The organism is Pectobacterium sp. S5 (assembly GCF_051707265.1).
GTDB classification, from domain to species: Bacteria; Pseudomonadota; Gammaproteobacteria; order Enterobacterales; family Enterobacteriaceae; genus Pectobacterium; species Pectobacterium polare.
Genome location: NZ_JAULSZ010000005.1, coordinates 178,666 through 199,821 on the forward strand (window position 1 = coordinate 178,666; position 21,156 = coordinate 199,821).

Annotated in this window: 20 protein-coding genes; 6 read left to right on the forward strand and 14 right to left on the reverse strand. The window is 55.1% G+C overall.

The window, feature by feature from the left end; all coding sequences use genetic code 11:
- Nucleotides 1-10 precede the first annotated feature (10 nt).
- Entirely contained in the window at nucleotides 11-1,291 is a 1,281-nt protein-coding gene (locus QWJ20_RS17965; protein WP_433993144.1) for a DUF3748 domain-containing protein, read from the reverse strand.
- A 235-nt stretch (nucleotides 1,292-1,526) separates the two neighbouring features.
- On the opposite strand from QWJ20_RS17965, the gene bhsA (QWJ20_RS17970) reads away from it, so the two are divergent.
- The gene (gene bhsA / locus QWJ20_RS17970; protein ID WP_012772777.1) at nucleotides 1,527-1,784 is read left to right on the forward strand and encodes a multiple stress resistance protein BhsA; all 258 of its coding nucleotides are present in this window, start codon (nucleotides 1,527-1,529) and stop codon (nucleotides 1,782-1,784) included.
- A 194-nt stretch (nucleotides 1,785-1,978) separates the two neighbouring features.
- Here the strand turns inward: bhsA (QWJ20_RS17970) and QWJ20_RS17975 are convergent, their stop codons facing one another.
- From QWJ20_RS17975 to QWJ20_RS17985, 3 genes are read right to left on the reverse strand one after another with little or no spacing between them, the layout of a single operon-like run.
- Complete coding sequence (locus QWJ20_RS17975; RefSeq protein WP_262254268.1) at nucleotides 1,979-3,391, reverse strand: glycoside hydrolase family 1 protein; 1,413 nt, start codon at nucleotides 3,389-3,391, stop codon at nucleotides 1,979-1,981.
- A 25-nt stretch (nucleotides 3,392-3,416) separates the two neighbouring features.
- Nucleotides 3,417-4,739, reverse strand: a complete 1,323-nt coding sequence (locus QWJ20_RS17980; protein ID WP_039485217.1) for a PTS sugar transporter subunit IIC — start codon at nucleotides 4,737-4,739, stop codon at nucleotides 3,417-3,419.
- Entirely contained in the window at nucleotides 4,736-5,059 is a 324-nt protein-coding gene (locus QWJ20_RS17985; RefSeq protein ID WP_095701011.1) for a PTS sugar transporter subunit IIB, read from the reverse strand. Before QWJ20_RS17985 ends, QWJ20_RS17980 begins: the two co-directional genes overlap by 4 nt.
- 448 nt (nucleotides 5,060-5,507) lie before the next feature.
- Here QWJ20_RS17985 and QWJ20_RS17990 point away from each other — a divergent pair, with 448 nt between their 5' ends.
- The 5 genes from QWJ20_RS17990 to bhsA (QWJ20_RS18010) all read left to right on the forward strand — a co-directional run bounded on the left by QWJ20_RS17990 (nucleotide 5,508) and on the right by bhsA (QWJ20_RS18010) (nucleotide 9,776).
- Nucleotides 5,508-6,542, forward strand: coding sequence for a sulfonate ABC transporter substrate-binding protein (locus QWJ20_RS17990; RefSeq protein WP_433993145.1), 1,035 nt, complete (start codon nucleotides 5,508-5,510; stop codon nucleotides 6,540-6,542).
- Nucleotides 6,543-6,601: 59 nt separating this feature from the next.
- Entirely contained in the window at nucleotides 6,602-7,744 is a 1,143-nt protein-coding gene (ssuD, locus tag QWJ20_RS17995; RefSeq protein ID WP_039281463.1) for an FMNH2-dependent alkanesulfonate monooxygenase, read from the forward strand.
- A 10-nt stretch (nucleotides 7,745-7,754) separates the two neighbouring features.
- Nucleotides 7,755-8,549 (forward strand): aliphatic sulfonate ABC transporter permease SsuC, encoded by a 795-nt coding sequence (gene ssuC / locus QWJ20_RS18000; RefSeq protein ID WP_433993146.1) that lies wholly within the window; start codon nucleotides 7,755-7,757, stop codon nucleotides 8,547-8,549.
- On the forward strand, nucleotides 8,546-9,346 hold the full coding sequence (gene ssuB, locus QWJ20_RS18005; RefSeq protein ID WP_433993147.1) for an aliphatic sulfonates ABC transporter ATP-binding protein: 801 nt from the start codon (nucleotides 8,546-8,548) through the stop codon (nucleotides 9,344-9,346). Before ssuC ends, ssuB begins: the two co-directional genes overlap by 4 nt.
- 172 nt (nucleotides 9,347-9,518) lie before the next feature.
- Nucleotides 9,519-9,776, forward strand: coding sequence for a multiple stress resistance protein BhsA (bhsA, locus tag QWJ20_RS18010; protein ID WP_039513855.1), 258 nt, complete (start codon nucleotides 9,519-9,521; stop codon nucleotides 9,774-9,776).
- Nucleotides 9,777-9,884: 108 nt separating this feature from the next.
- Here bhsA (QWJ20_RS18010) and QWJ20_RS18015 read toward each other — a convergent pair whose 3' ends face one another.
- The 10 genes from QWJ20_RS18015 to QWJ20_RS18060 all read right to left on the reverse strand — a co-directional run bounded on the left by QWJ20_RS18015 (nucleotide 9,885) and on the right by QWJ20_RS18060 (nucleotide 21,105).
- Nucleotides 9,885-11,174 (reverse strand): MFS transporter, encoded by a 1,290-nt coding sequence (locus QWJ20_RS18015; RefSeq protein ID WP_095993314.1) that lies wholly within the window; start codon nucleotides 11,172-11,174, stop codon nucleotides 9,885-9,887.
- A gap of 519 nt (nucleotides 11,175-11,693) precedes the next feature.
- On the reverse strand, nucleotides 11,694-12,842 hold the full coding sequence (dgoD, locus tag QWJ20_RS18020; protein WP_005976723.1) for a galactonate dehydratase: 1,149 nt from the start codon (nucleotides 12,840-12,842) through the stop codon (nucleotides 11,694-11,696).
- On the reverse strand, nucleotides 12,839-13,456 hold the full coding sequence (locus QWJ20_RS18025) for a 2-dehydro-3-deoxy-6-phosphogalactonate aldolase (protein WP_433993148.1): 618 nt from the start codon (nucleotides 13,454-13,456) through the stop codon (nucleotides 12,839-12,841). The genes dgoD and QWJ20_RS18025 overlap by 4 nt, the downstream gene beginning before the upstream one ends.
- Nucleotides 13,440-14,336: a 2-dehydro-3-deoxygalactonokinase gene (locus tag QWJ20_RS18030; protein ID WP_433993149.1), complete on the reverse strand. Its 897-nt coding sequence runs from the start codon at nucleotides 14,334-14,336 to the stop codon at nucleotides 13,440-13,442. The genes QWJ20_RS18025 and QWJ20_RS18030 overlap by 17 nt, the downstream gene beginning before the upstream one ends.
- On the reverse strand, nucleotides 14,333-15,031 hold the full coding sequence (gene dgoR, locus QWJ20_RS18035; protein WP_039485183.1) for a D-galactonate utilization transcriptional regulator DgoR: 699 nt from the start codon (nucleotides 15,029-15,031) through the stop codon (nucleotides 14,333-14,335). The genes QWJ20_RS18030 and dgoR overlap by 4 nt, the downstream gene beginning before the upstream one ends.
- Nucleotides 15,032-15,415: 384 nt before the next feature.
- Nucleotides 15,416-17,221: an ABC transporter ATP-binding protein gene (locus QWJ20_RS18040; RefSeq protein WP_433993150.1), complete on the reverse strand. Its 1,806-nt coding sequence runs from the start codon at nucleotides 17,219-17,221 to the stop codon at nucleotides 15,416-15,418.
- A 39-nt stretch (nucleotides 17,222-17,260) separates the two neighbouring features.
- On the reverse strand, nucleotides 17,261-18,169 hold the full coding sequence (locus tag QWJ20_RS18045) for an ABC transporter permease (protein WP_095701024.1): 909 nt from the start codon (nucleotides 18,167-18,169) through the stop codon (nucleotides 17,261-17,263).
- A complete protein-coding gene (locus QWJ20_RS18050) occupies nucleotides 18,166-19,143 on the reverse strand; it encodes an ABC transporter permease (RefSeq protein ID WP_095993309.1) in 978 nt (325 codons plus the stop codon). The genes QWJ20_RS18045 and QWJ20_RS18050 overlap by 4 nt, the downstream gene beginning before the upstream one ends.
- A complete protein-coding gene (locus QWJ20_RS18055; RefSeq protein ID WP_433993151.1) occupies nucleotides 19,143-20,150 on the reverse strand; it encodes a nucleoside hydrolase in 1,008 nt (335 codons plus the stop codon). The genes QWJ20_RS18050 and QWJ20_RS18055 overlap by 1 nt, the downstream gene beginning before the upstream one ends.
- Before the next feature lies 1 nt (nucleotide 20,151).
- Nucleotides 20,152-21,105 carry a nucleoside hydrolase gene (locus QWJ20_RS18060; RefSeq protein ID WP_039485168.1) on the reverse strand — a complete coding sequence of 318 codons (954 nt, stop codon included), beginning with the start codon at nucleotides 21,103-21,105 and terminating at the stop codon, nucleotides 20,152-20,154.
- Between the last annotated feature and the right edge of the window lie 51 nt (nucleotides 21,106-21,156).

Here is a 21,156-nt window from a genome sequence, read left to right on the forward strand (position 1 = left end):
CGCGTACGGGTTACATCGTCGTCACGACAAAAAGCTGATTAAAGCCGTCAATCTCCCGCATATAAGCAATGTGTTTCCCATCAGGGGAAAAGACCACGGCATCCGCACTCGGTGCGCTGTCCGTCCGCGCCGTAAGCCGAACAAGTTCACCGCTTTTCGCATCACACCGCATGATGCTGTTGTCAGACACAAACGCCAGAGAACGCCCATCCGGGTGCCAGTTAAAGGCCGACTGTACGCCGTGTTCCGTGCGCGTTACCTGCCTTGGTTCACCGCCGTTCGGGGAAAGCGTCCACAGTTGCACCACGCCTGCCTCATCCCGCATCAGGAAAGCAATTTCACTGCCGTCGGGCGAGGCTCTCAGCCAGTGGCGCGGCTGATTCACCAGACCAGGATAACAACGCGAGTGCGTAAACGTTAAACGCCGCTGTTGCACGCCGGCTGGCGGCGCAGGCATTGACGTTGCCGTCCCTGCCAGTGGCGCATCGCCCGCTTTGGCGTACTCTTCCAGCGCATCCGGCAAGTCGACGATAAAAATTTCAGGCACCGTTGTCCCGTCCACCGCACGCGTATCGCCGATAAACGCCAGCGCCCAGCGCTGCCGAGAACCATCCTGTCGGATATAGCCCGCCGTTCCTACCCAGCCTTCTTCATAGGCGCGATTGATGTCATCGCTGCCGGGCTGCGGCTGCGGCGTCGTTCTGCTGACCAGCACACAATAGTGGCTGCCGTCATATTCACGCGGATGGTGTTTCTCAACGGTGACGGCCTGTAGCGGCACGGCCACGCCCACGTTGCGCAAGTTCAATGCCGGATCGCGCTCATGCAGCACATGGTCGTTATAGGTAAAGCTCAGGCGGCTGGCGTCTGGGCTAAAAACGTGGACATGCGTACCGCCGCGCAGCGCACCGGCCTGATAAGGCGGCGTAATGGAGAAAGCATCAAGCGTGATGGCCTCATCGCGTTGGCGATCCGCCACTATCGTTCCACGCCGATGATGAAAATCATACTGCCATTCGCCGTCTGGGTTTTCCGGCCCGTGGATAAAGACATAGCGCAGCGGCTCCTGCGGGCTACAGGTCACCACGCCCACGTTCGCGCCCGCCGTCGCCCGATAAATCACCTCGGTTTCCCGGCTTGTCAGGTGGACTCGCTCAACTGTCAGTCCTGTGAATGAAGATCCATAAGGCCTGACGTCATAAATCAGCCACTCCCCGTCACATGACCAGCAATTAATGTTGGTAAGCTGATGTCCAGCAGCATTAAACGTTAGTTTATTTTCCACAGGCAAAACATCGCTCCACTCATTCAATATCAGTCAATAGTTTGTAAATAAATTTCAGTTTTATGTATAAAGTATTGTTTTTTATTTAAAAAAAACAAACAACAACCGATATTGTCATTCAAAAAAATAGAAAGACTCTCTCAATAACATCCGTTTTTTAATTCATTAGCATCGGCGTAACATTCTTCATATCGAAAGGGCAGCCCCCTTTCACCTATCAATCAGAAAAGGATAAGACACCATGAAAAACGTAAAAACCATCGCCGCTGCTGTTGTTCTCGCTACCATGACTTTCGGTGCTTCTGCTGCTGAATATGTTGCTCCTTCACAGACACAGAACCTGGAAAAAGTCGGCGTCGTTACTGCTACCGCTCAAGACCTCAGCTCACTACAGGCTCAGCTCGCTGCGAAAGCAGAAAAAGCAGGCGCTAAAGCTTATACCATCACGTCTGCGACCGGTAACGATCAGCTGCGTGGCTCTGCGGTAATCTTTAACTAATCATTGTTTACCCTGAGTTTTTATCCCAGTTAGCTATTCTGTAAGACATCACGTATTACCCTCTTTCCGGCTTGCCTCCTCATCAGGGCAAGCCGGTTTTTTTTATGCATGCTTTTTATGCGGAAGAGAAACAGAGGGTGGCAAGCGGGATAGAGAATACGGTGTGGCAGAGTGCCACACCGACGTGGATAGACTTACGACGTTGAACCTGGAAAGCCATTCTCGGCCGCTGTCGCCGCGAACCATTGTCCGCTTTTCTTCACCGTGCGTTTTTGCGTCGCCAAATCCAGCTGCACAAAGCCATAGCGATTCTTGTAGGCATTCGACCACGACCAGTTATCGATAAACGTCCACATATGGTAGCCGAGGCAACGGCTGCCTTCCGCGATCCCTTTGTGTACATATTTCAGGTGTTCGCGGACAAAATCGATGCGGTAATCATCCTGAATCTGGCCGTTAGTGTCGAAACGCTGTTCGTTCTCGACACCCATGCCGTTTTCCGAAATAAAGCAGCGCGGATTGCCGTAATTCACCCGTAAGTTGGTCAGAATGTCATAGATGCCCGGCTCGTAAATTTCCCAACCGCGATAGGGATTCATTTTTCGCCCTGGCATTTCATAGCTGGAGAAGAACCACTCGGGCATAAACGGACTATCAGGATTAACCAGACTGTCGCGGCACTGAATTCGGCGCGGCTGGTAGTAGTTAATCCCTAGCAGATCGACAATCCCATCGGCCAGCAGCGCACGATCGTCAGGCTGACAATGCGGCAGTTGGCCATAGCGATGCAGCAGATCGACCAGTTCCTGCGGATACTCGCCCCTCAAGGCGGGATCGAGGAAGCTGCGGTTAAACATCAGATCGGCGATGTTGGCGGCTTTAACATCGGCCAGATGTTGGGAACGCGGGTAGGAAGGCGTCAGGTTGAGAATAATGCCAATTTCCCCGCCCTGAGACTGCTCGCGATACGCCCTCACCGCCAGCGAATGCGCCAGCATCGTGTGGTACGCCACCGTCGCCGCACGCTTGAAATCCACCACGTTCGGGTAGTGGAAATCATACAGATACCCGCCTTCCACCGGCACCACCGGCTCATTGAACGTAAACCAGTGCTTTACCCTGTCACCAAACAGGCGGAAGCAGGTCGCCGCATAGCCTGCATAGGCCACGACCACCGCCCGATTTTCCCAGCCGCCCAGCCGCTGCATCACCATCGGCATATCAAAATGGAACAGATTGATAAACGGCGTGATGCCCTGCGCCAGCATTTCATCAATGACCTGATTATAAAACGCGACTGCCTGCGGATTCGGTTCACCGACGCCATCGGGAATCAGCCGCGCCCACGAGATCGACGTTCGGAACGTGTTGTGATTCAGCGTCTTCAGCAGCGCGATATCGTCACGCCAGTGCTGATAAAACGTGGAAGTATCCGCTGGCCCAACCTGCTGGTGAAAGCGGCCGGGCTGCGTGGCAAACCATTCGTCCCACACGGTGGCGCTTTTACCATAATTGAGGCTTTCGCCTTCCGTTTGCGGTGCTGAACTGGCGCTACCCCACCAAAAATTCGCGGGAAAGCGAAAATCGTTCTGAAGATGATCGTGCATACGTTCCTCTCTGCTTCACTCGTGTTTATGCGCTGGCGCTAGCTTCGCCCGCAGCCTGCTGTTGTTTCTCCTGCTCCTGCTTAAGCAGCGTGCGCTCATAGACTTTCAGGAACGGGTAATACATCGCGGCCGACATCACCATGCAGAGCAGACACATGATCACCGGGCTGAACGCCCAGTTCGCTGCCCATGATGCGCCAATTGGCGCAGGCGTCGTCCACGGCGTCAGGGATACCACCTGCGCGATCCAACCGAGCTTCGTCGCCGTATAGGCAATGACCGCATTGACCATCGGCACGCAAATAAACGGCAGGAACAGCAGCGGGTTCATGATGATCGGTGCACCAAACAGAATTGGTTCGTTGATGTTGAAAAAGCTCGGTACCACGCCCATCCGGCCAATGGTACGCAGGTGAATCGCGCGGCTACGCATTAACAAAAAGGCCAGCGGCAACGTGGAACCGACCCCACCGATCAGCAGGTAGTGATCCCAGAATCCCTGCAAATAAATATGCGGCAGCGGTGCACCGGCCGAAAGCGCAGCCTGATTCAGCGCCAGATTGGTCATCCAGAACGGGTTCATAATCCCGGTGACGATCAGCGCGCCGTGAATCCCGGCAAACCACAGAATCTGGCAAATAAATACCGATATCAGAATCGCAGGCAGCGAATCCGACGCCGAAATCAGCGGTGCCAGCAGGTGCATGATGGCTTCAGGGATAATCATGCCGGTTGAGGACTGGATGAACAGGTTAAACGGATGCAGCGTCGCGACGATGACCAGCACGGGAATCAGAATTTCAAACGAACGCGCCACGCCGGTCGGCACTTCTTTCGGCAGGCGAATCGTGATGTTGCGTTTCTTCAGCCAGGCATACACTTCACCCGCATAAATCGCGGTCAGAATCGCGGTGAAAATCCCCTCCCCAGAGAAGTACTGGGTGGAAATTTGCTTATCCTGATAAGGCGCGGCCACCAGCAAGAATGCCATCAGCGCCAGCAGACCAGTCATGATCGGATCCAGCTTGTAGTGCTTGCCAAGGCTGGCCCCAATCCCCACCGAGATAAAGAAGGTCATGACCCCCATACTGAGGTAGTACGGCAGCATCAGTTGTTCACGGTAGGCAACGGAGAAATCGAGCCACGCGCGGGCAAATCCCAGCGTGGTATCCGGTGCAAACGGCGGGAAGATGAACACCAGCATAAACGAACCGATGATCATGAAAGGCAGCGCAGCGATAAACCCATCACGAATCGCGATGATGTGTCGCTGTTGTCCCACCACACCCGCCAGCGGGGTAATTTTTTGCTCGATGATATTCACCATCGACTGATAGAGGCCACTCATAGCGGTTGTCCTGATTTTTCGATCAGTGAAAAGGCAAAATCCAGCACGTTGTCACCGCGCTGCATACCGTAATCCATCATGTCTATCGCTGCCACGGGCACGCCTTTTCCCTCGGCTTTCTCCTGAAAGGACGCCAGCATATATTTCACCTGTGGCCCCAGCAGCACAACGTCATACTTCCCGACCTGCTCATCAAATTCATGGGCGGCGTAGGCGGCAATATCAACGTCCAGACCACGTGCGCTGGCCGCCTCCTTCATCTTTCTCATTAAAAGGCTGGTAGACATCCCAGCGGAACAACAAAGCATGATCCTTTTCATTTTCAACACCCCGTCGTACGTACGTTATGAATAAAAAGCGTTATGAATAAAAAACGTCATCAATAAAAGCATCGTGAATAAACACGTCCAGTGGACATACATGCATTGGAAACACGGCTATGGAAACACAGTCATTGGAAACAAAACGGAAACCGTTTTCCATGAAAAAAACCAATATATGAGAATAGGTTCACGAAATGATAGACATTGCGGGAAACAATGTGAGGCAGGTCATGGAAAACGTATTTCAGACGAGAAGGACGGGTAAAACCCACTATTGCAGTGCTTATTACGCTAAGTGCGCTGATTTCAGGCATTTTCTACTTTTGGCTATAAAAACGACAAATTGAGATTTAAAAAGCCCGTCCTCCCCCTGCTATGGTTATCACCTGATGTTGCATTTTCTCGCGGTATTTTAATTTTTAGTTATAAGGGAGAGGTCATAAGCATGTCATTGATGGTGAAAAAATCGGTCACGGAAGGACGTGATGGAACAGCCCGGCAAAGCACGCCATTATGGAAAAACGTGACGGCGCGGCTGCGCCAGCTCCCCGCTATGCTGGCTGCCAGCGCCCTGCTGCTCGTATCCGCCGCCTATGCGCAGGACAGCGTGCCAACGCAGCTACGCGTCGGCTATCAGAAAGGTTCAGTCAGTCTGGTGCTGGCAAAATCGCACCAGTTGCTGGAAAAGCAGTTCCCTAACACCAAAATCAGCTGGGTTGAATTCCCCGCCGGACCGCAGATGCTGGAAGCACTCAATGTGGGCAGCATCGATCTAGGCGGCACCGGTGATATCCCCCCTATTTTTGCGCAGGCCGCTGGCGCTGATCTGCTGTATGTCGGCGTCGAACCGCCTAAGCCTCAGGCCGAAGTGATTCTGGTACGGGAAGACAGCCCGGTGAAAACCGTCGCCGATTTAAAAGGCCGCAAAGTCGCCTTCCAGAAAGGCTCCAGCGCACACAACACGCTGCTGCGGGCGCTGCAACGCGACGGACTGAAATTCACCGATATCAAACCGACCTACCTGACTCCCGCTGATGCCCGCGCGGCCTTCCAGCAAGGCAATGTCGATGCATGGGCAATCTGGGATCCCTACTATTCCGCCGCGCTGCTGGAAGGCGGCGTTCGCGTGCTGATCGACAGCAGCGGGCTGGAGAAAACCGGCTCCTTCTATCTGGCTGGCCGTCCTTACGCCGAGGCGCACGGCACCTTTATTCGTCAGGTGCTGGACGTGCTGACCAAAGCGGATGCCTTAACAATCAGCGACCGAGCGCAGAGCGTCACGCTGCTGGCAAACGCGGTGGGGCTGCCGGAAAAAGTGATTGAAACGGCGCTCGATCATCGCCCACCGACCACCGTCGAACCGCTGGATGCCGCCACGATCAAAGCACAGCAATCCACGGCCGACCTGTTTTATGAAAATCGTCTGGTGCCGGTGAAGGTCAATATCGCAGAGCGCGTCTGGCGTCCTCAGGCGAACTAATCTGCCTATCACGCACCCTTTTGTTTACCCCAAACAAGACAGTTCAAGGAGTTCACACCATGAGTCTTAACGTATTCTGGTTTCTGCCCACCCACGGAGACGGTCGCTATCTTGGTAGCACCGAGGGCGCACGTCATGTTGATCACAGCTATCTTCAACAGGTGGCGCAAGCCGCCGAGCGGCAAGGATTTGGCGGCGTGCTGCTGCCGACAGGCCGCTCCTGCGAGGATTCCTGGCTGGTTGCAGCATCGCTCATTCCAGTGACGCAGCGGCTAAAATTTCTCGTTGCCCTGCGCCCCGGCGTGATTTCCCCCACCATCGCCGCGCGTCAGGCCGCCACGCTGGACAGGCTGTCTAACGGACGGGCGCTGTTCAATCTGGTGACCGGCGGTGACCCGGAAGAGCTGGCCGCCGAAGGGCTGTTCCTCAGCCATGAAGAACGCTACGAAGCCTCGGCGGAATTCACCCACATCTGGCGCAGACTGCTGGAAGGTGAAACCGTCGATTTCGCAGGCAAACACATTCAGGTCAAAGACGCCAAACTGCTTTATCCACCCGTACAGCAACCGCGTCCGCCGCTCTACTTTGGCGGCTCTTCCGAAGCAGCGCAGAATCTGGCAGCAGAGCAGGTCGATCTCTACCTGACGTGGGGCGAACCGCCTGAGCAGGTTAAAGAAAAGCTGGCGGAAGTCCGCGCCAAAGCAGCCGCGCAGGGGCGTGAAGTTCGCTTCGGTATTCGCCTGCACGTCATCGTGCGGGAAACCACCGAGGAAGCCTGGCAGGCTGCCGATCGGCTGATTTCCCATCTGGATGAAAAGACCATCGCCGATGCACAGGCGGCGCTGGCGCGTTTCGATTCCGTCGGTCAGCAGCGCATGGCCGCCCTGCACGGCGGTAAGAAGGACAAGCTGGAGATCAGCCCGAATCTGTGGGCAGGTATCGGTCTGGTACGCGGCGGCGCAGGCACGGCGCTGGTTGGCGATGGCCCGACGGTCGCCGAACGCATTCAGGAATACGCGGATCTCGGCATTGATACCTTTATTCTGTCCGGCTATCCGCATCTGGAAGAAGCGTATCGCGTGGGTGAACTGCTGTTCCCGCACCTCGATCTGGCGCAGCAGCCCACACCGCTGCATACAGTGAACACCGCGGGAGAGCTGATTGCTAACCGCTATGTGCCGCGTAAAGTCTCGCAAAGCTGAGGAATCGATCATGGCAAGAACGCTCTCTTCACTGGCACAGCGCTTTGCACCTTTCCTGCTCCCCGTGACGCTGCTGATTGCGTGGCAGGTATCCGTCGAGTTCGGCTGGCTATCCAATCGGATTCTGCCTGCGCCCAGTTCGGTGATTACCGCAGGCTGGTCGCTCATCGCTAGTGGTGAGCTGTGGCAGCATCTGGCTATCAGCGGTTGGCGTGCACTGATCGGGTTTGCTATCGGCGGCAGCATCGGATTGGTGCTCGGCTTTATCACCGGGCTGTCGCGCTGGGGCGAGCGTCTGCTGGACAGCTCAGTGCAGATGATCCGCAACGTTCCTCATCTGGCGCTGATCCCACTGGTGATTCTGTGGTTCGGCATTGATGAGGCAGCCAAGATCTTTCTGGTGGCGCTGGGCACGCTGTTCCCGGTTTATCTCAACACCTATCACGGCATTAAAAACATTGATCGCGGCCTGCTGGAAATGGCGCGCAGCTACGGGCTGTCCGGCCTGAGCCTGTTTTCTCAGGTGGTGCTGCCCGGCGCGCTGCCGTCCATCATGGTCGGCATCCGTTTTGCGCTGGGCTTTATGTGGCTGACACTTATCGTCGCGGAAACTATCTCTGCCAACTCCGGCATCGGTTACCTCGCCATGAACGCTCGCGAATTCCTGCAAACGGACGTGGTGGTAGTCGCCATTATTCTTTACGCCCTGCTCGGCAAACTAGCCGATGTCAGCGCTCAGGGGCTAGAACGCATTTGGCTACGCTGGAATCCGGCTTATCAAACCTCATCGGGGGACGCATCATGACCGCTTTTACCGATTCTACAACGCACGCATATTCACCGTCGCCGCTCACCAAGGGGGCGCCGCTGGCGCTTGATGCCATCACCAAGCACTACGGCCACCGCACCGTGCTGAATGACGTGCAGTTGCGCATTCCTTCGGGGCAGTTTGTTGCCATCGTCGGTCGCAGCGGCTGCGGCAAAAGCACCCTGCTGCGCCTGCTCGCCGGTCTGGAAGCAGCCAGCAGCGGCGAACTACTGACCGGCACCGCGCCGCTCAGCAGCGCAAAAGACGACACGCGGCTGATGTTTCAGGAAGCACGGCTGCTACCGTGGAAAAAGGTGATCGATAATGTCGGGCTGGGGCTGCGCGGCAAATGGCGTGAGAAAGCGCAGGAGGCGCTGGTCTCCGTCGGGCTGGCGGATCGCGCGAATGACTGGCCAGCGGCGCTGTCCGGCGGTCAGAAACAGCGCGTCGCGCTGGCACGCGCGCTCATTCACCAGCCCCGTTTGCTGCTGTTAGATGAACCGCTGGGGGCGCTGGATGCCTTGACCCGCATCGAGATGCAAAGCCTGATCGAAAATCTGTGGCTCCAACACGGGTTCACCGTACTGCTGGTGACGCACGATGTCTCCGAAGCTATTGCGCTGGCCGACCGGGTTATTCTGATTGAAGAAGGCCGCGTAGGGTTGGATATCACGGTCGATTTACCCCGACCACGGCGTCGCGGATCGGCGAAGCTGGCGGAACTGGAAGCCCGCGTGCTGGAGCGTGTACTGGCACCCACCTCACCGCCGTTGCCTCAGCAGGCGGCAATATAGCTTTCATTCTGGCGATCGAGACGGGATAGCTTATCGCCAGATTTAAAATCAAAAATATTGACAGATATTCTCAAAACACTCCGTTTTTCCTTCTCTCCGCATCGGCGTAATATCCTCTTCATCGAAAGGAAATGACCTTTCACTCCAAACAACATTGAACAGGATACATCACATGAAAAACGTAAAACTCTTCGCCGCTGCTGCCGTACTGTCTGCTCTGTCTTTTGGCACTTTCGCTGCCGATCAGGTGTCTTCACAACAGGCACAGAGTCTGGAAAAAGTCGGTGTCGTTAGCGCTACCGCACACAGCCTGGATTCACTGCAAGCGCAGCTGGCTCAGAAAGCAGAGAAAGCCGGTGCCAACGCGTTCACCATTACGTCTGCCACCGGTGATAACCAACTGCGCGGCACCGCCATTATCTACAAATAATGCGCACAAAAAGACAATCAAAAAATTAAACGGACTTTCCTCAACCAAGAGGAAAGTCCGTTTTGTTATAGCTTTTGTCAGAACCCTACCGCACGCAAGTGACGAGCATTAGCCTACACGCTTCACTTCGCCCACCAATAAGATGTAAGACAGTGCGCCAACCAGCGCTACGCCAGCAATATAGGTCAGTGCCGGAGCAAAACCGTAATCCTGCGCCAAATAGCCAATAATCAATGGCACCGTGATACCGCCCAGACCGCCGACAAAGTTGAATACCCCGCCCGTCAGACCAATCAGACGAATCGGTGCCAGCGACGACACCAGCGACCAGGTGATGGAGGCAAAGCCATTACCAAAGAACGCCACTGCCATCAACGTCATAATCCATACCGGATCGTTGGTGTAGTTCGCCCCCATGATGCAGGTTGAAATCAACAGGCCACAGATAATCGGCGTTTTACGCGCCAGACCGATCGATTTTCCGCTACGCACCAGACGGTCCGCCACAAAGCCGGACAGCAGCACGCCAACGAACGCAGCCAGGAAAGGCACCGTCGTCATAAAGCCTGCCGTCAGTGCGCTAATCTGTTTTTCCTGCGTCAGGTAGTTCGGGAACCACGTCAGGAAGAACCACAGCGTAGAGGTCACGGCAAACTGTCCGATATACACGCCCACCAGTTTGCGGTTAAACACCAGTTTCCAATCGGCTGCCGTTAACGGCGTACGCGCTTTTTTCTCAGTCGGCGCATCGCCATCAACGATACCGCCGCCTTCGGCAATGTAATCCAGTTCAGCCTGATTGATCCCTTTGCTTTTCTTCGGTGACTGATAAACAAAGTGCCAGATAATTGCCCACACAATACCGACACCGCCGGTGACGATGAATACCCAGTGCCAGCTCAGGATTTCCTGCAACCAGATGAGCAATGGCGTAAGGAATGCCAGACCAACGAACTGTCCTGACGTATAGAATCCAACGGCAGAAGCACGTTCTTGCTCAGGGAACCAGCTGGTCACCATACGGTTGTTCGTCGGAAACGCAGGCGCTTCAAACAGCCCGGTCACCGCACGCAAACCAATCAACGACGCCAGACCGGTGGCGAAACCTTGCAGCAACGTAGCAATCGACCATCCCATGATGGCGATAAAATAGGTGACCTTTGAACCGACGCGGTCAAGGAACCAGCCGCCGGGTATTTGGCATAACGTATAGGTCCAGGCAAACGCGGAAAAGATATAGCCCATTTGTGTTTTTGTAATGCCGAACTCTTCCTGAATATGTGCCGACGCCACAGCCAGGTTGGCCCGATCCACATAGCAGATGACGACCGTAATAAAAATCATCAGCAAGGTGAAATAACGCCGTTTTGTAGGACGGGTAGTTAATGTCATATCCATCTTATGTTCCTGTTATTTATTAAACGGACAGTCATAACCGTCATACTTCAAGTTGCATGTGCGTTGGCTTCGCTCAGTCACCCGAATCACTTACTTGAGTAAGCTCATCGGGACTCCTTCCCTTGCCGCCTTCCTGAAACTCGAATTATTTAGGGTATATATTTATTGCCCGCTATTTTTGAACGATCAACAACACCAGCAGTTGGTATGCTTTATTTTTTCTAATGAAATAAATAACCGCGCATCGTCAATACATTCCTTTATTGATCATGGCGTTTTATTTTTAAAATCCCGGTGGTGGCTTACTCATGATAAATGGAAGATTACTTTCCCCGACGCTAATAAAATAAAACAGTAATCCCTCACGAAATAATGTATTTCGTGATAATCCATGATTGTTCTATTCCGTAGCGCCGGGGAAATACGTTATGTATTACTTGTTATTCAACACCTAACCTATTGTTTTCTTTACACCATAAATAATTCGAGTTGCAGGCAAGCCAACGCGAATGACGGGTATTACCACTCGGCGACGGCACCGTCAGGATAACGCCACACCGGGTTACGCCAGTCTGGCGCATTTTTACTACGTTCAATAACCAGCTCTTCATTAATTTCCACACCGAGGCCAGGTTTATTCAGCGGATAGAAATGGCCGTCGGTCATGGCAAAGTCTTCTTTATTGATAACATAATCCAACAGCTCGGCACCTTTATTATAATGGATGCCCATACTTTGCTCCTGCAATACGGCATTACGTGCCACAAAGTCGAGGTGCAAACAGGAAGCCAGTGCAATTGGGCCTAATGGACAGTGTGGTGCCAGCGCGACATCATAGGCTTCCGCCATGGCGGCAATTTTAAAGCACTCGGTAATACCGCCTGCGTGAGACAGGTCAGGCTGAATAATGGCCAGTCCGCCGTCTGCCAGCACGCGTTTGAAATCAAAGCGTGAGAACATACGCTCGCCCGCTGCAATCGGCAGGTGGGTTTGCGCCGCCAGACGAGGATAGTATTCCGCCTGTTCAGCCAGCACGGGCTCTTCAATAAACAGCGGACGGTACGGCTCCAGCTCTTTGATCAGGATTTTCGCCATCGGCGCATCCACACGACCGTGGAAATCCAGACCGAACTCGATGCTGTTGCCAAAGGCTTCGCGGATTTCCGCGACCACGGCCACCGCCGCATCCACTTTGCGCGAGTTATCAATGATGCCCATCTCTTCACAGCCGTTCAGCTTGAAGGTATCGAAGCCAATCTCGGTCAGCTTCTTGATGCCTGCGATCACTTCGGAAGGACGATCGCCACCCACCCAGCTGTACGCTTTGATCTTATCGCGCACCAGTCCGCCCAGTAACTGATAAACCGGTACACCCAGCGCCTTGCCTTTGATGTCCCACAATGCCTGATCGATACCGGCAATGGCGCTCATCAGGATCGGGCCGCCGCGGTAGAAACCCGCGCGGTAAAGCACCTGCCAGATGTCGTTGATACGTGCCGGGTCTTGCCCGATCAAATAGTCAGACAACTCGTGAACGGCAGCTTCAACCGTACGTGCGCGGCCTTCGATAACTGGCTCGCCCCAGCCGACAATGCCCTCATCGGTTTCGATCTTCAGGAACATCCAGCGTGGCGGCAGCCGGTACGTGGTGATTTTGGTAATTTTCATTGAACAGCGTCCTTATAGGCGTTAACAAATGCATGTGCTTTTTGCGCAGTGACGTCAACCGACTGACCAGCTCGATACAGATCGCTGCCTAACCCGGCACCGACGCAGCCCGCACTGAGGTAATCCTTCAGGTTTTCAGGCGTGACACCACCGACGGCAAAGACGGGAACGTCTTTTGGCAATACCGCTTTCAGCGCCTTGATGTAGTCCGGCCCAAACGCGGATGATGGGAAAATTTTCAGCGATTGCGCGCCTGCATCCAGCGCCGTGAAGGCCTCCGTCGCGGTGGCACAGCCTGGGCACACCATCATGCCGTAACCCACTGCCCGACGAATCACCTCGGGGGAAATGTTAGGCGTAACGACTAACTTGCTGCCAATATCCTGCAACTTGTCGACATAGTCGGCTTTTAGTACCGTGCCTGCGCCAATCAGGGCGCGATCGCCAAAATGCTCTACCGCCAGTTGAATACTTTCATACGGGTTTGGCGAATTCAGCGGGATCTCCACCGCATCGAACCCGGCATCCAGCAGCGCCGCGACATGTTCCAGCACCTCGTCCGGCGTGATACCGCGCAGAATCGCAATCAAGGGAAGATTAGTATTCCAGCTCATTAACAATGCTCCTTATTCCTGCCTGAAAAGCCCGATCGCCATCCAGCGGCTGCCAGCGCAATCCAGCTTGTTGTAATGCTTTTTCGTAGCGCGCGGTCAGCGCAGGGGAGCCGATGAGTGTGATGCTGTCTCCCGCCGCCACCTGATAGTGGCGCTGCATTTGTGAGACTTCGTTGCCAATCAGCAGCCCGGACAGCCAGTCGCTCACGGCACTTTTCTCCAGACGCCCCAGCACATGCGCCGCACGGGTTTCAAACAGGCAGCGGATAATGTTGTCGTCGGTAAAGCCCAGTTCCAGCCCTTGCTGGAAAGCATCGGGGGACAGCTGCTGTTCGGTCAGCCCCACACCAATTAGCGACTGTGTCATCAGCAGGTGGTGCAGTTCACCGGTCATCACCGTGCGGAAATCCAGCACGTTGCTGTCATCGGCCCGCACCCATTTCGAGTGGGTTCCCGGCATCAAATAAAGAGAGGAAGGACATTCGCTATACGCGCCAATCAGCTGGGTTTCTTCACCGCGAATCACATTGCAGTTATCGTCCTGCGCGATACTCAGCCCCGGCACGATCCAGGCGGCCAGCGGCTGGGCTTCTTCTACGCGCGTCAGGCGATGAGCGACATCCGTCAGACGAGTCGGACATGACAGATACGGCACGGAAAGCCAGCCCGCATTGCTGCCAATCATACCCGCCATCACGACAGGCACGTTGTGCTGCTGCCACGGCGCAACAATCTGCTGAAAAACCTGCTGCGGCGTCTGACCGTTCAAACGTGTGACGCCCGCTTCAGACTTCACGCTGTCGATACAGACGCCGTCCAGATACAGCCACGCCCGCAGATTGGTCGAACCCCAGTCAATGGCGATATAGCTTTCACTCATGTAATGTCCTTTAACCGTTTGGTCGAGCTGGCGATCATGGTTAACGCCGCCCGCTCTGCTGCTTCAATATCCTGATGCCGAATGGCATCGTAGAGATCCTGATGCTCACGTAATGTCCGTGGCATGTTGTCTTCGTCCGGCATATAGGTGCGTTCAAACACCGCACGCTGCAACGAGCTGATCGCAACACTTAGCTGCTGTAGCACCGGGTTGTGCACCGCCGCCAATACCGACTCATGGAAGCGAATATCCGCTTCATTAAATGCGTCGCGATTCTGATGGTTGGAAATCATGTCGTTCAGCGCCGCTTCAATCACTGCCAGCTCGCTTGAAGTCGCCCGCTCGGCAGCCCAGCGGGCAATCGTCGGCTCCACCAGATTACGCACCTCGCTCATCGCGCTGATCAGACGTGGGTCGTAGTCGCTTGCCAGAACCCATTGCAGAACGTCGGTATCCAGGTAATTCCACTGGTTACGCGCGGCCACAAACGCGCCGCGATACCGTTTCACTTCCACCAGCCTTTTCGCCATCAGCGCTCTGAACACTTCGCGAATGATGTTGCGCGAGGTCTGAAATTCTTCACATAGCTCAGCTTCTGCGGGTAACGGCGTACCCGGCGCGTATTTACCGCCAACGATCTGTTGGCCAATATCCAGAATGATGCGGTCGGTTTTGCTTAATTCCTGCTTATTCATCATCACCTCAACGAGACAAAACGGATTGATATCACTGCACTTACTTTACCCGCCATGCCGCCTGACGTCGTCGAACTGTTGCACAATAACCGCACCCTTCCCTCTTTTCTTGGCTTTATTGTAGTACCATTTAAATATTTTGTACTACAATCTGGATCACAAAACGGACAATCAATACAATTTAGCAACATCGTGCGTTACCAGATTTCAACATCCAGAGGGATTGGGCCGAGCGAGGTTGGAAGGCGACGACAGCACGCCAGCAGCGGTGATAGGGAAAGGAAGAGGAAGAAGAGATAAGAAGAAAAAGAATGGCGGTTCAAGCCATACGCAATGCGCACGCAAAAGAACCGCCATTAATGGCAAATTCAGGTAAGGACAGCGCTACGCCTGTTCCAGAACGAAATGTCCTTCCCCGACTTGCTTATAGCGACGTGCGGGAGGATGGAAATCAGGGGCGCGTACCGGACTGCGCAGTTCATCATTGGTGATATTACGCACCGGGCGAGTATCCGGATCCGGCACGGGCACCGCAGAAATCAGACGTCGGGTGTAGTCATGCTGCGGATTGTCGAAGATCGCCGAACGTGGCCCGATCTCCACAATTTCGCCGAGATACATCACCGCTACGCGGTGGCTGATTCGCTCGACCACCGCCATATCGTGCGAGATAAACAGGAATGACAGCCCCAGCTTCTGCTGGAGATCCAGCATCAGGTTGATGACCTGCGCCTTGACGGACACATCCAGCGCCGACACCGATTCATCAGCAATGATTACTTTTGGCTCCAGCGCCAATGCACGGGCAATGCATACACGCTGCCGCTGCCCGCCGGAGAACTGATGCGGGAAACGCGAAGCCATATCGCCGGATAACCCCACCTGTTCCAGCAGTGCGCTTACTCTCGCATTAACATCCTGTCGAGTCGCCAGACCGTGCAACAGCATCGGCTCGGCGATGGCTTCCCCTATCCGCATGCGCGGATTCAGGCTTTCATACGGATCCTGAAACACCATCTGAATCTGTCGCCGCGAATCCGTCAGCTCACGCTTATCCGCCGTCAGGATATTTTTTCCCAGCAGCTGAATGTCACCACTGACGGCGTCGTTGAGGCGAATAATCGACCGACCGGTAGTGGATTTACCACAGCCCGATTCCCCGACCAGCGCGAGCGTTTCGCCCGGCCAGAGATCGAACGAGACATTCTCCACCGCGTGAACTCGCCCAGACAGCCGGCGGAAAAACCCTGATCGGATATCAAATCGAGTAACCAGATTTTTTACCGTCAGCACCGGCTCTTCGCCCGACACGGTATTCACCGCCTCCGGCACCGGCTGGCGCTCGCCCGTTTTGAGATCGACCAGCGGAAAACGCTGCGGCCATGCACTGCCGGACATCGAGCCTAATTTGGGCACGGCGGACAGCAGCATGCGGGTATAGGGCTGCTGCGGGCGATGAAAGATCTCCCGCGTGACGGCGTTTTCCACCATTTCGCCCTGATACATCACCAGCGTGCGGTCGGATACTTCCGCCACCACGCCCATGTCGTGGGTGATAAACAGCACCGACATCCCTTCTTCTTCCTGAAGGGTTTTTATCAGCGTCAGAATTTGTGCCTGAATCGTGACGTCCAGCGCCGTCGTCGGCTCATCGGCAATCAGCAGCTTCGGATGGCAGGCCAGCGCAATCGCAATCACCACGCGCTGACGCATCCCACCAGAGAAGCTCTGCGGATATTCGTTCAGCCGTGATTTAGCCGCCGGAATGCGGACTTTTTCCAGCAGGCGCACCGCTTCAGCACGCGCTTCGGCTTTGCTCATGCCGCGATGGCGACGCAGCACTTCTGTAATCTGGTAACCAATCGGCAAAACTGGATTCAGGCTGGTCATCGGCTCCTGAAAAATCATACCGATGCGGTTCCCGCGCACATCCTGCATCGCTTTGCTAGGGAGCGACAGCAGCTCGGTATCGCCGAAATGAATCTGACCTTCAACCCGGCTTTGACCGGGCGGCAGCAGGCGCATGATGGATTTCGCCATCACGCTTTTCCCTGAACCGGATTCCCCCACCACGGCGACCGTCTCTTTCTCGCCAATCGTAAAGGACAAATCCCGCACCACGTTCATCCACTCGCCGTTCACCTGAAAGGCGGTGGTCAGATGCGAAACGGACATAATCGGCGCTGTCATGTGTTCGTTACCCCTTATTCCTATGGGCGTTCCCACAGATTAATTCCGCGGGTTGAGGATATCGCGCAGCGCATCCCCGACCAGATTGATCGCCACAATCAGCAGCAGCAGCGTTAGCCCCGGAAAGAAGCTGATCCAGTAGTCGCCCGACATCAGGTATTCAAAACCGTTTGAGATCAGCAGCCCCAGCGACGGTTCCGTCACAGGCAGCCCGATCCCCAAAAACGAAAGCGTCGCTTCCAGCATGATGGCATAGGCGATGCGCATCGTTGCCACCACGATCAGCGGTGCCAGACAGTTCGGTAAAATATGGCGAAACAGAATGCGGCGGTTGGACAGCGCCATGCTGCGCGCCGCGTCTACATAGCTGCGGCGACGTTCCACCAATGCCGAGCCGCGAATCGTCCGCGCGTAATAAGCCCACTGGGTCACCACCAGCGCCATGATGATCTTATCGACCCCTTGCCCCAGCACCGCCAGCAGGATCAGCGCAATCAGGATAGGGGGGAAACTGAGCTGGATATCCACGATACGCATGATCGTGGCATCCGTTTTTCCGCCGACGTAGGCGCTAATCAGCCCCAGCGAGGCACCAATCAGCAGCGCAAGTACCGCACTGGAGAAGCCCACGAGCAGGCTGATGCGGGTGCCGTACAGAATGGCGCTGAACAGGTCGCGCCCTTGATCGTCCGTCCCCAGCCAATACGTCATGCCCGCCATGCTCTGCGCACCCGGCGCGAGTCGGCCATCCATGATGTCGAGCTGCATCAGATCGTAGGGATTCTGCGGCGATAGAAGCGGGGCAAGCAGCGCCAGCAGCACGAAAATCGCCAGCATGATCAGCCCACACAGCGCCAGCCGATCGTTGATCAGCGCCATCATAACGCGCATCACCGGATGGGCCGTTTTTTGCACCGCAGCAGGCTGGTGTATCGTATTCCCTGTCATCCCTTATCTCCCCCCAGCCGCACGCGCGGATCGACCAGCACATACAGTAAATCGACCAGCAGGTTAATCACGCTGAACATCACGACGGTAATCATCAGATAAGCCAGGATGACCGGACGGTCGAGCACGGCGATCGAGTCGATAATCAGTTTGCCCATGCCCGGCCAGGCATAAATGGTTTCCGTGACGACGGCAAACGCGATCAGCGATCCCAGCTCCAGCCCCAGCACGGTAATCAGTGGAATCAGCGTGTTGCGCAGCACATGAACCAGCACAATGCGGGTTTCTGAGAGCCCTTTCGCACGAGCAAACTGCACATAATCCTGTTGCAGGCACTCCATCACGCCCGCGCGCATCAGGCGGATAACCAGCGAGATTTTAAACAGCGCAAGGTTAAATGCGGGCAAAAGCAGGTGTTCGAGACCATCGCGGGTCAGAAAACTGAAGGGAATACCGAAGAGATCGTGAGTATCGCCCCGACCAGAGGACGGCAACCAGCCGAGCTTCACGCTGAACAGCATGATCATCACCAGCCCGATCCAGAACGTAGGCAGGCTAAAGCCGAGGATGGAAAAGGTCATGATGGATTTGGACACCGCGCTGTCCGGCTTCAGGCCAGCGTAGATCCCCAGCGGAATACCGACAACCAGCGCCATCACGAACGCCACCATCGCCAGCTCTAGCGTGGCGGGCATGCGCTGAAAAATCAGTGTCAGCGCGGGTTGGTTAAAGATAAAAGAGTTGCCCATGTCGCCCTGAAAGGCGTTCCAGACAAATAGCCCGTACTGTTCCCAGACGGGCTTATCCAGACCAAAGGACTGAATCACCGCCAGCCGTTCCGCTGGCGTGGCCGTCGCACTCAACAGCATATCGACCGGATTACCGACCATATAAACACCCACAAACACCAGCACCGACATCACAGCCAGCGTCAGCAGCGTTTGTCCGATTCGGCTCAGCAGGTAGGCGATCATCAGCGCTCCTCAGACCCATTGATTGTTTCGGAACCATTTATTTCTTCAACATCATTGATTGCTTCAGGGCCATAGCGACGCAGGCGATCGGCAATCAGCCCGAGGAATCCTTGTTCGTCGATTTCGCGCATGATCAGCGCATTCTCCGGCTCACCCAATTTGTGATAAAAATCGGCAAACACGTAACCCGCCGTCTTACCGGCAACTTCCACGCCTATACGAGCGCGTTTTGACTTGAACAGCTCCGGTTTCAGCAGCCATGCAATGACGGTCGCATCATGAATCGGCCCACCTTCACGGCCAAAGCGCTCAACTTCGCTACGGTCAAACATGCGCAGCAATGCGGCCATCGCCTTACCCGGCGCACCGCCGGTACGTTCGATGGCATCAACTTGTTCCGTCTGAATCAGTGCCTGAAAGGTCACATCCAGCGGCATGATGACAATGGGAACACCGGAAGAAAAAACGATTTCCGCCGCATGCGGATCGGCATAGACGTTAAAATCCGCCCACGGTACGCGATTCCCCATCGCGGTAAAGGCGCAACTCATGGACACAATCTGTTTGATGCCGCGTGCGACATCAGGATGGAAACACAGCGCCAACGCCAGATTCGTCATCGGCCCGATAGAACAAATGGTGATCGGGTTATTATCGGCTGCTGCCTGACGTGTCATCCGCACCAGAAAATCGACGGCATGTTCCTCTTCCGGCGACAGCGTGCTTTCTGGCACCCAGTCAGAGGAAAACTTACCGATATGAGCGTATTTACCGAAAACCTGATCGCGGATGAGCGGGCGCGAAGCACCGGCAAAAATCGGCACATCGGTTCTGCCCGTCACCCCCACCACGTTGCAGGCGTTCGGCAACGTCGCGACAAGCGGCACATTACCAGCCACAATGGTAATCCCGAGTACATCCAGTTCGGGCGAGGCCAATGCCAGCCAGATGGCTATTGCATCATCAACGCCGGGGTCAGTATCAATAATTATGCGTTCTCGAACCATGTCAGACACCCTCTCCGTAGCGGCTCAGTAAGTCAGCAAACAGCTCAACAACCTGTTTGGCATCAACGCCCGTCACTACATCCACATTCGGCTGCCGATCGGTTTTTCCATACCAGTCAGCAACGGTCTGCCCCATGCACAGCTCGCTTTCCTGCTCAATGTAAACGCTGGCTTTTTCCGTCGTGAAGCAATGCGGCGCCAGAACCCAGGCGATAACCAGCGGATCGTGTAGCGGGCCGCCGCGTGAGCCATAGCGGCGGATGTCATTACGATCCCAAAACGCCATCATTTCACCCAATGGGCCGGAAATACGCCCGGATAGCGCAATGAAACGCGCCACTAATTCCGGCGTTAAAATCACCTGATGCGTGACATCCAGCGGCAGTGCGACGATGGCAATCGACGAGTCGAACACGACCTTGGCCGCCTGCGGATCGGCGATCATATTGAATTCAGAGGTCAGGCTGCGGTTGCCTGCTTCCCGGTATGCGCCGCCCATCATCACGATGCGTGCAATACCGTCGACAATGTCAGGAGACATACGCAGCGCCATCGCGACATTGGTTAACGGCCCTAACGTACAGAGCGTGATCGGCGTGCCGTCAGCGATCGCCTGTTTGCACTGCGCAATAATAAAACTCACCGCATGCTGCGCGTCGGCCTGTTTTTGCGGCGCAGGCAGCACCGTCTGGCCCAGTCCACTTTCGCCGTGGAACTGGCCATGAATAGGATCACGCAGCAGCGGCCGATGGCAGCCGGCGAAAACGGGAATATCTGTGCGCTGACCCAGCTCAACAATTTGCAGCGCATTACGCACCGTTTTTTCCACAGGCTGGTTACCACACACCGCGCAAATGCCGCGAATATCCAACTCTGGTGACACAAATGCACTTAATAACGCAATCGCGTCATCTATCCCCGGATCACAATCAATAATAATAGGTAAAGCGCTCATCCTTCGATGATTCCTTTTCTCTTTTTAATAGGTACTGCCGAACATCAAGGT

Bases quoted from the DNA above. Each gene is read 5' to 3' on its own strand.
- QWJ20_RS18050 (WP_095993309.1), bottom strand. From the start codon at position 19,143: ATGATCGCCTACCTGCTGAGCCGAATCGGACAAACGCTGCTGACGCTG.
- QWJ20_RS18060 (WP_039485168.1), bottom strand. From the start codon at position 21,105: ATGAGCGCTTTACCTATTATTATTGATTGTGATCCGGGGATAGATGAC.
- QWJ20_RS17985 (WP_095701011.1), bottom strand. From the start codon at position 5,059: ATGAAAAGGATCATGCTTTGTTGTTCCGCTGGGATGTCTACCAGCCTT.
- dgoR (WP_039485183.1), bottom strand. From the start codon at position 15,031: ATGAATAAGCAGGAATTAAGCAAAACCGACCGCATCATTCTGGATATT.
- bhsA (WP_039513855.1), top strand. From the start codon at position 9,519: ATGAAAAACGTAAAACTCTTCGCCGCTGCTGCCGTACTGTCTGCTCTG.
- QWJ20_RS18025 (WP_433993148.1), bottom strand. From the start codon at position 13,456: ATGAGCTGGAATACTAATCTTCCCTTGATTGCGATTCTGCGCGGTATC.
- QWJ20_RS18040 (WP_433993150.1), bottom strand. From the start codon at position 17,221: ATGACAGCGCCGATTATGTCCGTTTCGCATCTGACCACCGCCTTTCAG.
- ssuD (WP_039281463.1), top strand. From the start codon at position 6,602: ATGAGTCTTAACGTATTCTGGTTTCTGCCCACCCACGGAGACGGTCGC.
- ssuB (WP_433993147.1), top strand. From the start codon at position 8,546: ATGACCGCTTTTACCGATTCTACAACGCACGCATATTCACCGTCGCCG.
- bhsA (WP_012772777.1), top strand. From the start codon at position 1,527: ATGAAAAACGTAAAAACCATCGCCGCTGCTGTTGTTCTCGCTACCATG.
- QWJ20_RS18030 (WP_433993149.1), bottom strand. From the start codon at position 14,336: ATGAGTGAAAGCTATATCGCCATTGACTGGGGTTCGACCAATCTGCGG.
- dgoD (WP_005976723.1), bottom strand. From the start codon at position 12,842: ATGAAAATTACCAAAATCACCACGTACCGGCTGCCGCCACGCTGGATG.
- QWJ20_RS17980 (WP_039485217.1), bottom strand. From the start codon at position 4,739: ATGAGTGGCCTCTATCAGTCGATGGTGAATATCATCGAGCAAAAAATT.
- QWJ20_RS18055 (WP_433993151.1), bottom strand. From the start codon at position 20,150: ATGGTTCGAGAACGCATAATTATTGATACTGACCCCGGCGTTGATGAT.
- ssuC (WP_433993146.1), top strand. From the start codon at position 7,755: ATGGCAAGAACGCTCTCTTCACTGGCACAGCGCTTTGCACCTTTCCTG.
- QWJ20_RS17975 (WP_262254268.1), bottom strand. From the start codon at position 3,391: ATGCACGATCATCTTCAGAACGATTTTCGCTTTCCCGCGAATTTTTGG.
- QWJ20_RS17990 (WP_433993145.1), top strand. From the start codon at position 5,508: ATGTCATTGATGGTGAAAAAATCGGTCACGGAAGGACGTGATGGAACA.
- QWJ20_RS18015 (WP_095993314.1), bottom strand. From the start codon at position 11,174: ATGGATATGACATTAACTACCCGTCCTACAAAACGGCGTTATTTCACC.
- QWJ20_RS18045 (WP_095701024.1), bottom strand. From the start codon at position 18,169: ATGACAGGGAATACGATACACCAGCCTGCTGCGGTGCAAAAAACGGCC.